This window comes from Streptomyces sp. NPDC002734, assembly GCF_040295685.1.
Classification (GTDB): domain Bacteria; phylum Actinomycetota; class Actinomycetes; order Streptomycetales; family Streptomycetaceae; genus Streptomyces.
This window is the reverse complement of sequence record NZ_JBEOVU010000044.1, coordinates 1-13,982: the sequence shown is the minus strand read 5'-3', so window position 1 is coordinate 13,982 and position 13,982 is coordinate 1. Positions and strand designations below refer to the sequence as shown.

The 13,982-nt window shown below is 72.6% G+C and carries 13 protein-coding genes; 10 read left to right on the top strand and 3 right to left on the bottom strand.

Annotation, left to right across the window (positions count from 1 at the left end; translation table 11 throughout):
• Window positions 1–18 precede the first annotated feature (18 nt).
• The 4 genes from ABT026_RS28950 to ABT026_RS28935 all read left to right on the top strand — a co-directional run bounded on the left by ABT026_RS28950 (window position 19) and on the right by ABT026_RS28935 (window position 2,680).
• The gene (locus tag ABT026_RS28950; RefSeq protein WP_351118136.1) at window positions 19–1,449 is read left to right on the top strand and encodes a CynX/NimT family MFS transporter; all 1,431 of its coding nucleotides are present in this window, start codon (window positions 19–21) and stop codon (window positions 1,447–1,449) included.
• 45 nt (window positions 1,450–1,494) lie between these two features.
• The gene (locus ABT026_RS28945; protein ID WP_290429745.1) at window positions 1,495–1,608 is read left to right on the top strand and encodes an SGM_5486 family transporter-associated protein; all 114 of its coding nucleotides are present in this window, start codon (window positions 1,495–1,497) and stop codon (window positions 1,606–1,608) included.
• A 283-nt stretch (window positions 1,609–1,891) separates the two neighbouring features.
• A complete protein-coding gene (locus ABT026_RS28940; RefSeq protein WP_351118135.1) occupies window positions 1,892–2,083 on the top strand; it encodes a hypothetical protein in 192 nt (63 codons plus the stop codon).
• Window positions 2,084–2,161: 78 nt separating this feature from the next.
• Window positions 2,162–2,680, top strand: coding sequence for a SixA phosphatase family protein (locus ABT026_RS28935; RefSeq protein ID WP_351118134.1), 519 nt, complete (start codon window positions 2,162–2,164; stop codon window positions 2,678–2,680).
• 69 nt (window positions 2,681–2,749) lie between these two features.
• On the opposite strand, the gene serB is transcribed toward ABT026_RS28935, so the two are convergent.
• Complete coding sequence (gene serB / locus ABT026_RS28930; protein ID WP_351118133.1) at window positions 2,750–3,964, bottom strand: phosphoserine phosphatase SerB; 1,215 nt, start codon at window positions 3,962–3,964, stop codon at window positions 2,750–2,752.
• 304 nt (window positions 3,965–4,268) lie between these two features.
• On the opposite strand from serB, the gene ABT026_RS28925 reads away from it, so the two are divergent.
• Window positions 4,269–6,848 (top strand): FHA domain-containing protein, encoded by a 2,580-nt coding sequence (locus tag ABT026_RS28925; RefSeq protein WP_351118132.1) that lies wholly within the window; start codon window positions 4,269–4,271, stop codon window positions 6,846–6,848.
• A 114-nt stretch (window positions 6,849–6,962) separates the two neighbouring features.
• Here ABT026_RS28925 and ABT026_RS28920 read toward each other — a convergent pair whose 3' ends face one another.
• Window positions 6,963–7,703: a transglycosylase SLT domain-containing protein gene (locus tag ABT026_RS28920; protein ID WP_351118131.1), complete on the bottom strand. Its 741-nt coding sequence runs from the start codon at window positions 7,701–7,703 to the stop codon at window positions 6,963–6,965.
• Between the two features lie 453 nt (window positions 7,704–8,156).
• Between ABT026_RS28920 and ABT026_RS28915 the strand changes: the two genes are divergently transcribed.
• Complete coding sequence (locus tag ABT026_RS28915) at window positions 8,157–9,335, top strand: GAF domain-containing sensor histidine kinase (RefSeq protein WP_351118130.1); 1,179 nt, start codon at window positions 8,157–8,159, stop codon at window positions 9,333–9,335.
• Complete coding sequence (locus ABT026_RS28910) at window positions 9,328–9,963, top strand: response regulator (protein WP_351118129.1); 636 nt, start codon at window positions 9,328–9,330, stop codon at window positions 9,961–9,963. Before ABT026_RS28915 ends, ABT026_RS28910 begins: the two co-directional genes overlap by 8 nt.
• Window positions 9,964–10,386: 423 nt before the next feature.
• Here the strand turns inward: ABT026_RS28910 and ABT026_RS28905 are convergent, their stop codons facing one another.
• Window positions 10,387–11,193 (bottom strand): Rv1486c family protein, encoded by an 807-nt coding sequence (locus ABT026_RS28905; protein ID WP_351118128.1) that lies wholly within the window; start codon window positions 11,191–11,193, stop codon window positions 10,387–10,389.
• A 156-nt stretch (window positions 11,194–11,349) separates the two neighbouring features.
• Between ABT026_RS28905 and ABT026_RS28900 the strand changes: the two genes are divergently transcribed.
• From ABT026_RS28900 to ABT026_RS28890, 3 genes are all read left to right on the top strand, one after another.
• Window positions 11,350–12,147, top strand: coding sequence for an ABC transporter ATP-binding protein (locus ABT026_RS28900; RefSeq protein ID WP_351118127.1), 798 nt, complete (start codon window positions 11,350–11,352; stop codon window positions 12,145–12,147).
• Between the two features lie 114 nt (window positions 12,148–12,261).
• Window positions 12,262–12,687, top strand: coding sequence for an NfeD family protein (locus ABT026_RS28895; RefSeq protein WP_351118126.1), 426 nt, complete (start codon window positions 12,262–12,264; stop codon window positions 12,685–12,687).
• Between the two features lie 202 nt (window positions 12,688–12,889).
• The gene (locus ABT026_RS28890; protein ID WP_351118125.1) at window positions 12,890–13,843 is read left to right on the top strand and encodes an SPFH domain-containing protein; all 954 of its coding nucleotides are present in this window, start codon (window positions 12,890–12,892) and stop codon (window positions 13,841–13,843) included.
• Window positions 13,844–13,982: the final 139 nt, after the last annotated feature.

Below are 13,982 nucleotides of genomic sequence, written 5' to 3'. Positions count from 1 at the left end.
TGATTCTATGATGGTCGTATGTCTGATGGGCGCACTGCCTCACGCGAGGCGACCGAGATCCCGGCCCGGCGGCCGGTCACCCCGAGCGGCGACGCTCCCGCCGCGGTCCCGGCCTGGCGCACCCAGCTGCTGGTGGCCGCCGTCGTGCTGGCGGCGCTCAACCTGCGGCCCGCCGTCACCAGCCTCGGCGCCCTGCTCGAGGAGGTCCGCGACGGCTTCGGCATGAGCGGCTCGGTGGCCGGACTGCTCACCTCCGTGCCCTCCCTCTGCTTCGCCGTCTTCGGTGTCGCCGCGCCCCGCCTGGCCCGCCGTTTCGGCGCCGCCGCGGTGGTCTGCGCCGGCATGGCCGCCGTCGCGGCCGGACTGCTGATCCGCCCCTGGGCGGGCTCCACCGCCGGGCTGCTCGCCGCCACCGCGCTGGCGTTGATGGGCATCGCGGTCGGCAACATCCTGATGCCGGTCATCGTCAAGGAACGGTTCCCCGACCGCGTCGGGCCCATGACCGGCCTCTACTCGATGGCACTGGCCCTCGGCACCTCCTCGGCCGCCGCGTTCACCGTGCCGCTGACCGGCGCCCTCGGCGGCGACTGGCGCCTGGGCCTGGCCGCCTGGTCGCTGCTCGCCGTGGCCGCCGTCCTCGCCTGGCTCCCGCTGGTGCGCGACCGGGCCGCCGGCACCGGCCGTCCCGGCACCGGCCGTCCCGGCACCGGCCGTCCCGGCACCGGCCGTCCCGGCCTCCGCGGTCGTTCGGGCGGAACCCGCGGTGTTCCCGCGGCGCGGGGCCACGCCGGTGCGGCGACGCCCGCCGCGGCCCGCCCGCCGATGCGCAGCATCACCCGCAGCCGCACCGCCTGGGCCCTCGCCGTCTTCTTCGGCCTCCAGGGCACCTGCGCCTACGTCACGATGGGCTGGCTCGCCCAGATCTTCCGCGACGCCGGCGTCTCCGCCGGGACGGCCGGGGTGCTGCTCGCCGTCAGCATGGTGATGGGCGTCCCGTTGTCCTTCGTCATCCCCCGGCTGGCCGCCCGGCTGCCCCACCAGGGCCCGATGGTCGTCGCCCTGGGCATCAGCGGGCTCGCCGGCTACGCCGGTCTGATCATCGCCCCGGCGGCCGGAGCCTGGCTCTGGGCGCTCCTGCTGGGCATCGCCAACTGCGCTTTCCCACTCGCCCTCACCATGGTCGGCATGCGCGCCCGGACCGGCGAGGGCGTGGGCCGCCTCTCCGCGTTCGCGCAGAGCACGGGCTACCTGATCTCCATCCCCGGCCCGGTGCTGGTCGGCGTCCTCTACCAGCACAGCGGCGGCTGGGGCCTGCCGCTCTCGCTGATGGCCGCGCTGATGATCCCGCAGATGCTCTTCGGCGTCCTGGCCGGCCGGAACAGCACGATCGAGGACGAACTCGCCCCCCGCGAGGAGCCCTCGCCCGCCGCGCCCGCCGCGAGCCGCTGACGCCCCGGTCGGAGGCGGGCTCCGCCCAGATGGGAGACTGGGGCCATGGTGCTCGACCCGAACCCCCAGAACGGCCAGAAGAAGCTGCTGCTCGTCCTCGGCTCGTTCCTGCTCATCATGGTGATCATCGGCGTCATCGCCACGATCGCCGCCCCCTGACCGGACCGCCCTGACCGAGCTGCCCCGACCGGGCTGCCCGGGCGACCACGGCCTCCGGGCCGCCCGTGTGGCCGTGACCTGCCCCGACCGGTCCCGCCGTCGCCCTCGCGCGGCCGGGGGTGGGGCTGTCCCCACCCTCCCCTAGGGGACGGTCCTCAGGGTCGAATGGGTGGATCACCGGATGTGACGCGGGGCCCCCGGTGCGTAGCGTCGAGGACGTGGCCCTGGGAAGGCCAACGGCCCGACGAGGGCCGGGACGCGCCCTACAGCATCCGGAGGCATCATGCCGGTCCGAACGACGACCTCCTGCCCCGCTCCGGCGCCGGGCGACGGCGCGGCCACGAGGCTGCCCTGGTGGGGTGTGGTCCTGCCGGTCCTCGCCTTCGTGTCGCTGCTCCTGCTGGTCTCCGACCCGGCCGCGGGTCCGGGCCCCGCCGAGCTGTTCACCCGGCTGGCGCAATTCGCGGGCCGCTGAGGCCCTCCTCCGACCCGGTGCGGTGACGCCTGCCAACTCCCTGCGACGTGCCGCCTTTTTCATGCCAAGCTGGGATCCATGAGCGTCGCAGAACCCCGCACGATCGTCCTCTTCCGGCATGCCAAGGCCGACTGGCCCGAGGTCGCCGACCACGAACGGCCGCTCGCCGAGCGGGGGCGCATGGACGCCCCGGTCGCCGGGCGCAAGCTCGCCGACTCCGGCGTCCCCCTCGACCTGGCCCTGTGCTCCACCGCCGCCCGCACCCGTGAGACGTGGAAGCTCGCCGTCCACGAGTTCCCCCGGCGGCCCCGCACGGTCTACGAGGAGCGGATCTACGAGGCGACGCCCGGCCAGCTCGTCGCGGTGCTGAACGAGACGCCCGACGACGTGCGCAACGTCCTCATGATCGGCCACAACCCGGGCATGCACGGGCTCGCCGAGGTGCTCGCCGGCTCCGCCGAGGGCGACGCCCGGGAGCGCATGGTCCGGCGCGGCTTCCCCACGGCCGCCTACGCGGTCCTCACCTTCAACGGCTCCTGGAAGACCCTGGAGCCCGGCGTGTGCACGCTCAGCGACTACTGGGCGCCCTCCGAGTGAGCGACGGCGCGCCGCGCGGGGCACCTGCCCGGCGCGGCGCGCCGCTACGTCTCCCGAGGGCCGCGGCCCTCAGTGCTCGACGAGGCCGCCGCCGTCGGCCGCCTCGACCTCCTCGCGGCTGATCCCCAGCAGGTACAGCACCGTGTCGAGGAAGGGCACGTTCACCGCCGTGTGGGCGGCCTCGCGGACCACCGGCTTGGCGTTGAAGGCGACGCCCAGACCCGCCGTGTTCAGCATGTCCAGGTCGTTCGCCCCGTCGCCGATCGCGACCGTCTGGGCCAACGGCACGCCCGCCTCGGCCGCGAACCGGCGCAGCAGCCGCGCCTTGCCCGCCCGGTCGACGACCTCGCCGATCACCCGGCCGGTCAGCCGCCCGTCAACGATCTCCAGCGTGTTGGCCTGCGCGAAGTCCAGGCCCAGGCGCTCCTTCAGGTCGTCGGTGACCTGGGTGAAGCCGCCCGACACCACGCCCACCTGGTAGCCCAGCCGCTTCAGGGTGCGCACCAGGGTGCGCGCGCCCGGCGTCAGCCGCACCTCGCTGCGTACCTTGTCCACCACCGAGGCGTCCAGGCCCTCCAGCAGGGCGACCCGGGCGTGCAGCGACTGCTCGAAGTCCAGCTCGCCGCGCATCGCGGCCGCCGTCACCTCGGCGACCTTCTCCTCGCAGCCGGCGTGGGCCGCGAACAGCTCGATCACCTCGTCCTGGATGAGCGTGGAGTCCACGTCCATCACCACCAGCCGCTGCGCGCGGCGGTGCAGGCCCGCGGAGACCACGGCGATGTCCACGCCGAGCGCGGCGGCCTCGGTCGCCAGCGCGGTGCGCAGGAATTCCGTCGCGACGCCGGAGACCGCGAACTCGACAGCGGTGACCGGGTACTTGGCCAGGCGGAAGATGCGGTCGATGTTGCCGCCCGCGGCGGTGGTCCGGGAGGCGATGGCGGCGGTCTGCTCGGCGGTCAGCGGGTTGCCCAGCACGGTGACGATGGAGCGGCCGCTGCCGCGGGGGCGGTTGTCGCCGGTGCCGGAGAGGATCTCGGCCTCCATCTTCACCGCCCCCGCCCAGCTGTGGACGGCGGCCCGCAGGTCGCCCTCCTGCCCGGCGGGCGGCTGGGTGACCAGGGCGCAGAGCACCATCCGGCCGCGGATGACGACCTGCTCGATGTCGACGACGTCGACCCGGTAGGCGGTGAGGGTCTCGAACAGACCGGCGGTGGTCCCGGGGCGGTCCTTGCCGAAGATCTTGACGAGGAGAGTGGGGGCGTCGGAGTTCTGCGCAGCGCTCATGGTCCTCCCACCGTATCCGCCCCTCCGCCCCCGCCGCCCCACCGGTCCGCCACCCGGACGCCCCGGGAGAGGACGGGAAGCCCCGGCCGCCCGCGGGGGCGGGAGGGGGCGAAGCGTCCCGTGCGCGTGGTTGGACCCGGTTTCGCACCGTCGGCCCGCCCCGGAACCGTGCCGATTCCGTACCTGTCCAGGGGTCCGGCTTCCGATAGCCCCGCACGGCCTGGGATAGTGCCCCCGGACGTCAGACATCCCTGGACTCCCTGCGTCGGGGGCCAAATCGGGGGACAACTCAGTGGGGCATGGAGTGCCAGAACTCGTACTCGAAATCAACGGACGGACCTGGACGCTCGATTCGTCCAGGTCCTACACGATCGGCCGGGACCCGCAGGGGGACGTGGTGCTCGAGGACGCCAGGGTCTCCTGGCGCCACGCGACGGTCCGTCACGCCGACGGCGGCTGGGTGCTGGAGGACCACGGGTCCACCAACGGCACCTGGGTGCAGGGGCAGCGCGTCCAGCAGACACGTCTGGAACCCGGCGCCCCGGTGCACCTCGGCAACGCGACCGACGGCCCGCGGCTGACCCCGTCCGCCGCGCCCGCCCCCGCGGCCCATCAGGCCCAGGCGCACGCGCCGCACGCACAGGCCCCGCAGGCCCACGCACCGCAGGCCGCGCCGCACGCCCAGCTCTTCCCGGGCCAGGCCCCGCAGGCCCAGCCCGCGCAGGGCGGAGGCTGGGGTCCCCAGCAGCCCCCCGTGCCCCACCAGGCGCCCGCGCCGTTCCCCCAGCAGGGCGGGGGCCCCGCCGTGCCCCCGCAGGCCGTGCCCCAGGCCGGCCCCGGCGGCGCCCAGCCGATCTACGCGGAGCGCAGCCCGACCACGTTCCACGAGTTCTCCCTCGGCCGGGTGATGCGCATCGGCCGCGCCCTGGAGAACGAACTGGTCGTCTCCGACCTTCAGGTCTCCCGGCACCACGCCGAGTTCCACGCCACCCCCGACGGCCGCTTCGAGATCCGCGACCTCGGCTCGCACAACGGCACCTACGTCAACGGCCAGCCCATACCCAAGGGCGGCAACCGGCTGCTCGGCCCGATGGACGTCGTCGGCGTCGGCCACTCGACGTTCCGCCTGGTCGGCGACCGGCTGGAGGAGTTCGTCGACACCGGCGAGGTCAGCTTCTCGGCCCGCCACCTGACCGTCACCGTCGACGGCGGCAAGCAGATCCTCAAGGACGTCTCGTTCGCCGTCCCGGAGAAGTCGCTGATCGCCGTGATCGGCCCCTCCGGCTCCGGAAAGTCCACCCTGCTCAAGGCGCTGACCGGCTACCGGCCCGCCGACCAGGGCGACGTGCTCTACGACAACCGGAACCTGTACAAGCAGTTCGCCGAGCTCCGCCAGCGCATCGGTCTGGTGCCGCAGGACGACATCCTGCACAAGGAGCTCACCGTCAAGAAGGCCCTCGGCTACGCGGCCAAGCTGCGCTTCCCCGCGGACACCACGTCCGCCGAGCGCGCCGCCCGGATCGACGAGGTGCTGCGCGAGCTGAAGCTCGACATCCACAAGGACAAGAAGGTCACCTCGCTCTCCGGCGGCCAGCGCAAGCGCGTGTCGGTGGCGCTGGAGCTGCTGACCAAGCCGTCGCTGATCTTCCTGGACGAGCCGACCTCCGGCCTCGACCCGGGCATGGACCGCGACGTGATGCAGCTGCTGCGCGGCCTCGCCGACGACGGCCGCACCGTGCTGGTGGTCACCCACTCGGTGGCCGAGCTGGCCATCTGCGACAAGCTCCTGGTGATGGCGCCCGGCGGCGCGGTGGCCTACTTCGGGCCGCCGGACGAGGCGCTCAACTTCTTCGGCTACACGACCTGGGCCGACGTCTTCTCCGCGTTCGAGAACTACCGCGACTACGACTGGGCGGGCCGCTGGAAGGGCTCGCAGCACTACCAGACGTACGCCGCGGACATCGACGCCGTCGCCCCGCAGCCGGTGCACATGCCGCCGCCGCAGGCGATCCGGCCGCCCAAGCCGCAGAGCTGGTTCTCCCAGTTCGTGACCCTGGTGCGCCGCTACACCTCGGTGATCGTCTCGGACCGCGGCTTCCTGGCGCTGATGGTGCTGCTGCCGGCCGTCATCGGCGCGGTGAGCCTGCTCATCAACCCGGACCGCGGCCTGCTGCCCAACCCGCTGCACCCGCAGACCGGGCGGATCGTGCCCAACGGCACCGCCACCACGGTCCTGCTGATCCTGGCGGTCGGCGCCTGCTTCGCGGGCGCCGCCAACTCGGTGCGCGAGCTGATCAAGGAGCGGGTGATCTACGAGCGGGAACGGGCCACCGGCCTGTCCCGGTCGGCGTACCTGATGTCCAAGGTCTTCGTGCTCGGCATGATCACCGTGTTCCAGGGCCTGCTGGTCGGCGTGATCGGCTTCGCGAGCCGCGACATCCCCGCCGAGGGCCTGCTGCTCGGCGACTCGACGCTGATCGAGCTCTCGCTGCCGATCATGGGTCTGGGCTTCACCTCGATGATGTTCGGCCTGATCATCTCGGCGCTGGTGAAGACCGCCGAGAAGACCATGCCGCTGCTGGTGATGTTCGCGATCATCCAGGTCGTGTTCACGGGCTGCCTCTTCGCCCTGCACGGCACGCTCGGCGTCAACGAGTTCTCGTACCTGATGCCGTCCCGCTGGGCGGTCGCGGCCGCGGGCGCCACGCTGGACTTCAACCGGATCGCCCCGCCGGAGGCCGGCGCGGACAACGACCCGCTGTGGGAGAACACCCTCGGCACCTGGTCGCTGGACATGATCGCGCTGATCGGTCTCGGCGTGATCTGCGGCTTCTTCGTGGCGCGCTTCCTGCGCCGCCACGAGCCGGAGGTCATGCGCAAGTGACCCGGCCGGAGCCGCCGCGGAGGCGGGCCCGGACATGACGCAAGGGCGGCACCCCCGTGGGGGTGCCGCCCTTTCAACGTGTCAGCGATGCTCGCTCAGAGGTCCGCGCCTGCCTCAGTACGCGCTGTTGACGTTGTCGATGGTGCCGTAGCGGTCGGCGGCGTAGTTGGCCGCGGCCACGATGTTGGCCACCGGGTGGTAGATGTCGTCGGGCGTGCCCTTGACGTGGTACGTCTCGAAGGTCGGCGGGATGACCTGCAGCAGGCCCTTGGACGGGATGCCGTTCTGGGCGTTGATGTCCCAGAGGTTGATCGCCTTCGGGTTGCCCGAGGACTCACGGATGATGTTCTTGTACAGCCCGTGGTACGAACCCGGGATGTCGTTCTTGTCCATGATGTCGAGGGCCTCACGGATCCAACCGTCCAGGTTGTTCGCGTAGACCTTCTTCGCCTCGACCGGCTTGGCGACCGGACGGGCGGCGGAACGGCTGGCGGCCTCCTTGGCCTCGCGCTCCTTGGCAGCCTGGTCGGCAGCGGCCTTCTTGGCAGCGGCCTCGTCGGCGGCCTTCTTCTCCTCGGCCTTCTGCTCCGCCTGCTTGGCGGCGACGGCCTCGGCCTTCACGCTCGCACCCGCGGCCTGGTCGGCGACGTTGGCCTTCACGTTCTTGATCTGGTCGGCGCTGTAGACCACGGAGGTGGCCTGGCCGGCCTCGTTGGTGGTCGTCTCGGCGTCGGCCGGAACGACGGTGAAGGCGAGAGCCGCGGCGCTCAGGGCGCCGGCACCGGCGATGCCGATCTTCTGCATCTGCTTCTTGGTGACGGCGGTGCGATAAGCGGAAAGGTTGAACTTCGGCATGGAACCTCATTCGTTGCGCGGAGGTCGCTCGGCGTCCGGGGGTTCGGACTGTCCGGACTGGCCGGACGGAAGTGCACCCGAGGGGCGTCTCTTCGCTGCGGACGAATCCGCCGCGGTGAGCGACATGAGCAATTCTTAGCGATCGCAAAATGGCCTGGCAATCATGTGATCTACGATCCCGGATAGGAGAACGTATCCGGCAAAACGGTACAGACGGTGATGTAAGGCCTGCTCAGTGGGCAGAGGAATGTCCCACTTGTCTCCTATCGTCCTTCGTAAGTGACGGGGGTCTCGTGGACGGCCTCACACGGCACCCCGTGCCGACTCACGCAGAGTTGCTCGCGCAATGCGTTGTGTCAGCGAAAAGCGGGGCGGCCCGGGACCCGCGACCGACCCGGAACCGGTCCCCGGGACCGATCCCCGCCCCTCCCGCCCGCCGGTAGCGTGACCGCCATGGACCAAGGGACCGCCCCCCGCTCACCCGCCGGCCTGGCCGCCGTCAGCGACGCACTGCTGGCCATGAGCCGGCGCCTGGAGGTGGGGGACGTCCTCAAGACGATCGTGTCCCGCGCCAGGGAACTGCTCGGCGCCCGCTACGCGGCCCTCGGCGTGCCCGACCACTGCGGAGGCTTCGCCCGCTTCGTGGTCGACGGCGTCGACGAGCAGACCTGGAAGGCCATCGGCCCGCTCCCGCGCCAGCACGGCATCCTCGCCGCCATGCTCCACGAGGGCCCGCAGCGCCTCGACGACGTCCGCGCCGACCCCCGCTTCGAGGGCTGGCCCGACGCCCACCCGGAGATGACCGACTTCCTCGGCATGCCGATCCGCGACGGCGACGAGATCCTCGGCGCCCTCTACCTCGCGAACAAGGAGAGCGCGGGGCAGCAGAGCGGCGGCCCGCCCGCCCCGGCCTCCCGGTGCGGCTTCACCGAGGAGGACGAGGAACTCCTCTCCCTCTTCGCCCAGCACGCGGCCATCGCCCTCACCAACGCACGCCTCTACGAACGCAGCCGCGAGCTGACCATCGCCGAGGAACGCTCCCGGCTCGCCCACGAGCTGCACGACGCCGTCAGCCAGAAGCTCTTCTCCCTCCGCCTCACCGCCCAGGCCGCCGCCACCCTGGTCGACCGGGCCCCCTCCCGCGCCAGGGACGCCATGGGGGAGGTCGCGGCGCTGGCCGCCGAGGCCGCCGAGGAACTGCGCGCCGCCGTGATCGAGCTCCGCCCCGCCGCCCTCGACGAGGACGGACTCGTCGCCACCCTGCGCAGCCAGGTCCAGGTCCTCGACCGCGCCCACAGCGCCCGCGTCACCTTCACCAGCCACGACGTGCGTGCCCTCCCCGCCCCGCAGGAGGCCGCACTGCTGCGCGTCGCCCAGGAGGCCCTGCACAACGCGCTGCGCCACGGCGACCCGCGCCACGTCGACGTCGTCCTGGAACGCGAGGGCCCCCGCGCCGTACTCCGGATCAGCGACGACGGCCGCGGCTTCGAGCCGGAAGGCGTCCTGAGGGCCGGCCGCCACCTGGGCCTGGTGTCCATGCGCGACCGCGCCACCGGCGTGGGCGGCACGCTCACGGTCAGCTCGGCGCCCGGGAAGGGCGCCGTCGTCGAGATGGAGGTTCCCGGTGGCTGAGCCGGTCAAGGTCCTGCTCGTCGACGACCACCAGGTGGTCCGCCGGGGGCTGCGCACCTTCCTCGAGGTGCAGGACGACATCGAGGTCGTCGGCGAGGCCGGCGACGGCGAGGAGGGCGTCGCCCGCGCGGAGGAGCTGCGGCCCGACGTCGTCCTGATGGACATCCGGATGCCCGGCTCCGACGGCATCGAGGCCCTGCGCCGCCTGCGCTCGCTGGGCAACCCGGCCCGCGTCCTGGTGGTCACCAGCTTCACCGAGCGCCGCACCGTGGTCCCCGCGCTGCGGGCGGGCGCGACCGGATACCTCTACAAGGACGTGGACCCCGACGCCCTCGCCGCGGCCATCCGCTCCGTCCACGCCGGCCACACCGTCCTCCAGCCGGAGGTCGCCGAGGTGCTCCTCTCCCAGGAGAACGGCTCCGGTGAGGGCCGCGGCGGCACCCTCACCGACCGCGAGCGGGACGTCCTCGGCCTGATCGCCGACGGCCGCTCCAACCGGGAGATCGCCCGCTCCCTCTATCTGAGCGAGAAGACGGTGAAGACCCACGTCTCCAACATCCTGATGAAACTCGACGTCTCCGACCGCACCCAGGCCGCCCTCTGGGCCGTCCGCCACGACACCACCTGACCCGGCACCCGCCGACGCCGCCGGACCTTCGGGCGACCCGCGGCACGGGCACCGCGACGGACGTGGGGCGGGAACGGCTCCGAGCCGCCCACCCCACGGCCATGCCGACCCCGGCCTCCACCGGCCGACCGGGGGAGAGGCGCCGACGCCCTCCCGAGACGAGCCCACGCCGCGGCGCACGGCCACCCCACCCACACGGGGCCATGGGCCTCGGCGGAGCTCGTGATGTGACGTGTCAGAGGGCCGCCCGCTTGCCGGGACGCGGTGACGTGACCGGTGCACGGGGTGCACGAGGCATCGGGGCCGCGCCTGCCCTCGGTTCCGTGAGGGGTCGGCGCTCCACGCACCCGGGGGTCCTGCCCGCGCCCCGGCCCGCGGGTGTCCCTCACGCCCCCGCCGCCGGGCGCACCGCGGCGCGAGACGTCACCCCCGGTGGCGTTCCTCCACCGCCGCGTTGTACGCGGCGACCATCGCCCGCCGGGCCGTCCGCTCCACCGGCCGCAGCGCCTCCCGCCGCGCCGCCATCTCTCCGGCGCTCACCGCACCCCCGTGCCCCCTCTCGTACGCCAGTGAGACCAGCAGCCCCACCCGCTCGGCCAGCCGCAGCACCCGCGCCGCCCGCGGCGGATAGCCCGGCGCCAGCGCGTCCTGCCCCTGCGACCGCTCCGCCCGCGCCCGGTACGCGTCCAGCGCCGCCTCGGCCACCGGCCCCGACGCCGCCACGTCCAGCCGCGTCAGCACCTCCGTCGCCTCCCGCAGCGCCTCCGCCAGCTCCCGCTCCGCCTCGCCGAGCGAGGGAACGTCGGCCGGCGGCGCCTCCCGCACCGGCAGGCAGTGCCAGACCACCTCCACGTGCACGTCCTCGGCGCCCCCCGCACCGCCCGCAGGCCCGGCCTCGTGCACCTCCGGCACCAGCCCCAGCGCCACCCCGTGGCAGACGACCGCCTCCTCCGCCTCCAGCGCCGCCGCGTTGAACTCCGCCGGCCCGCTCAGCCCCAGCGGATGCCCCGGCGCGGGCAACGCCACCCGCAGACCGGTGGCCCCCAGCGCGCGCAGCCGCCCGAGGGCGAGCGACAGACCTACCGCCCCGTCCTCCCCGGGCAGCCCGCGCACCCGGTGCAGCGCGTCGTCCCCGACAATCGCGGCCACCGCGTCATCAGGCGGGACAAGATGGGCAAGAAGGGCGTTTCCCCAGGCGGCCAGGCGCCCGGCACGTGGTTCCGTGAGCATGCGCCCAGCCTAAGGACCGTCCCACTGGATTCCCCAGGACACCGGGTGGCGTAGATTTTTCCGAAAGGGCTGCGCCCGCCGGCGCACACGACAGCCACACCGGCCGACGCCGCCACCACGGGGCGGGCCGAGAACGCAATGGGAGACAGCGCGCTGATGAGCGATGTTCTGGAGCTGGAGGACGTATCCGTGGTCCGCGAGGGCCGGGCTCTGGTGGACCGGGTCTCCTGGTCGGTGAAGGAGGGCGAGCGCTGGGTCATCCTCGGCCCCAACGGCGCGGGCAAGACCACCCTGCTCAACATCGCGTCCAGCTACCTCTACCCGAGCAAGGGAACCGCCACGATCCTCGGCGAGACCCTCGGCCGGCCCGGCACGGACGTCTTCGAGCTGCGCCCCCGCATCGGCGTGGCCGGCATCGGCATGGCGGAGAAGCTCCCCAAGCGCCAGACGGTCCTGCAGACCGTCCTCACCGCCGCCTACGGCATGACCGCCGCCTGGCAGGAGGAGTACGAGGACGTCGACAAGGAGCGCGCCGTCGCCTTCCTCGACCGCCTCGGCATGAGCGACTACGCCGACCGCAAGTTCGGCACCCTCTCCGAGGGCGAGCGCAAGCGCACCCTGATCGCCCGCGCCCTGATGACCGACCCCGAGCTGCTCCTCCTCGACGAGCCCGCCGCCGGCCTCGACCTCGGCGGCCGCGAGGACCTGGTGCGCCGCCTCGGCCGCCTGGCCCGCGACCCGATCGCGCCCTCCATGATCATGGTGACCCACCACGTCGAGGAGATCGCCCCCGGCTTCACCCACGTCCTGATGATCCGCCAGGGCGAGGTCCTGACCGCCGGCCCCATCGAGCTCGAGCTCACCTCCCGCAACCTCTCCCACTGCTTCGGCCTCCCCCTGGTCGTCGAGCAGGTCGGCGACCGCTGGACCGCCCACGGCCTGCCCCTCGCCTAGCACCCCCGCCCGGGCCGCTCGGCCCGGGCTCCGGCCGGCCCCGCCCAACAGGCCCTTTCCCACGCCCCCGTTCGCGCCCTGTCCGCGACGGGGGCGCGGTCCTACCATGCACCTGTGGACATCGACGCGTGGGTCTGGTGGCTGGTGGCGGCGGCGGTGCTCGGCATCGCCCTGGTGATCACAGCGATGCCCGAACTCGGGATGCTCGCCCTCGGCGCGGTCGCCGCGGCGGTCGCCTGGAGCCTCGGCGGCGGCATCGTGCTTCAGGTGGGCGCCTTCGTGGTCGTCTCCGTCGCCCTGATCGCGGTGGTGCGCCCCATCGCCGCCCGGAACAAGGAACGACCCCAACTCTCCACCGGGATCGACGCCTTGCGCGGCCGCCAGGCCGTCGTGCTCGAACGGGTCGACTCCCGGGGCGGACGCGTCAAACTCGCCGGCGAGGTCTGGTCGGCGCGCGCCCTGGAACCCGGCCGCACCTTCGAGACGGGGGAGGAGGTGGACGTCGTCGACATCGACGGAGCCACCGCCGTCGTCATGTGACGACCCGACCCGCGGCCCGCAACCGCCCTGAACAGCGCGGGAGTTCGCGGGCCGCACCGGCCGTCCGTCCCAGCAGGTCCGGACAAGTGGCCGGAACCCGCCCCGAAGGTCACCGGGGTCTGGGAGACTCGAGCCAGAAGATCATCGACAGTCACGGCATCCGCCGCGCACGACGCGGCCGAGAGGGGTTCGGGGAGCCACGATGGAACCGGTCATCATCGTCCTGGTCATTCTGGTGGTGTTGGTCTTCATCGCCCTGATCAAGACCATCCAGGTCATTCCGCAGGCAAGCGCCGCGATCGTCGAGCGCTTCGGCCGCTACACCCGCACCCTCAACGCGGGCCTCAACATCGTGGTGCCGTTCATCGACACCATCCGCAACCGCATCGACCTGCGCGAACAGGTCGTGCCCTTCCCGCCGCAGCCGGTCATCACCCAGGACAACCTGGTCGTGAACATCGACACGGTGATCTACTACCAGGTCACCGACGCCCGCGCCGCGACCTACGAGGTGGCCAGCTACATCCAGGCCATCGAGCAGCTCACCGTCACCACGCTGCGCAACATCATCGGCGGCATGGACCTCGAGCGCACCCTCACCTCCCGCGAGGAGATCAACGCCGCCCTGCGAGGCGTCCTCGACGAGGCAACCGGCAAGTGGGGCATCCGCGTCAACCGCGTCGAGCTCAAGGCGATCGAACCGCCCACCTCCATCCAGGACTCGATGGAGAAGCAGATGCGCGCCGACCGCGACAAGCGCGCCGCGATCCTCCAGGCCGAGGGTGTCCGGCAGTCCGAGATCCTGCGAGCGGAAGGCGAGAAGCAGTCGCAGATCCTGCGCGCCGAAGGTGAGGCCAAGGCCGCCGCCCTGCGCGCGGAGGGCGAGGCCCAGGCGATCCGCACGGTCTTCGAGTCCATCCACGCCGGAGACGCGGACCAGAAGCTCCTCGCCTACCAGTACCTGAAGATGCTCCCGGAGATCGCCCAGGGCGACGCCAACAAGCTCTGGATCGTCCCCAGCGAGATCGGCGACGCCCTCAAGGGCCTCGGCGGCGCCTTCGGCAACTTCGCCCCGCAGAACGGCAATCCTCCCGGCTCCGTGCCCAAGCCGGCGGGCAACGGCAGCGACCGCCTCGAGAAGCCCACCATCGACTGACCGCCGTGAGCCCCGCGCCGCCGGGGCCAGGAACCCCCGCGAGGGTGTGAACGAACGACGTGGGGCCCGTTACCCCGGCCGGGGTAACGGGCCTGTCGGAATTGAACACGTCATAACTCCAGTAAAGATTAATAGAATA

What these genes read in the sequence shown, in the direction of transcription:
- ABT026_RS28940 (WP_351118135.1), top strand. Translation starts at nt 1,892, where the DNA reads ATGCCGGTCCGAACGACGACCTCCTGCCCCGCTCCGGCGCCGGGCGAC.
- ABT026_RS28905 (WP_351118128.1), bottom strand. Translation starts at nt 11,193, where the DNA reads ATGCTCACGGAACCACGTGCCGGGCGCCTGGCCGCCTGGGGAAACGCC.
- ABT026_RS28950 (WP_351118136.1), top strand. Translation starts at nt 19, where the DNA reads ATGTCTGATGGGCGCACTGCCTCACGCGAGGCGACCGAGATCCCGGCC.
- ABT026_RS28890 (WP_351118125.1), top strand. Translation starts at nt 12,890, where the DNA reads ATGGAACCGGTCATCATCGTCCTGGTCATTCTGGTGGTGTTGGTCTTC.
- ABT026_RS28900 (WP_351118127.1), top strand. Translation starts at nt 11,350, where the DNA reads ATGAGCGATGTTCTGGAGCTGGAGGACGTATCCGTGGTCCGCGAGGGC.
- serB (WP_351118133.1), bottom strand. Translation starts at nt 3,964, where the DNA reads ATGAGCGCTGCGCAGAACTCCGACGCCCCCACTCTCCTCGTCAAGATC.
- ABT026_RS28935 (WP_351118134.1), top strand. Translation starts at nt 2,162, where the DNA reads ATGAGCGTCGCAGAACCCCGCACGATCGTCCTCTTCCGGCATGCCAAG.
- ABT026_RS28920 (WP_351118131.1), bottom strand. Translation starts at nt 7,703, where the DNA reads ATGCCGAAGTTCAACCTTTCCGCTTATCGCACCGCCGTCACCAAGAAG.
- ABT026_RS28915 (WP_351118130.1), top strand. Translation starts at nt 8,157, where the DNA reads ATGGACCAAGGGACCGCCCCCCGCTCACCCGCCGGCCTGGCCGCCGTC.
- ABT026_RS28945 (WP_290429745.1), top strand. Translation starts at nt 1,495, where the DNA reads ATGGTGCTCGACCCGAACCCCCAGAACGGCCAGAAGAAGCTGCTGCTC.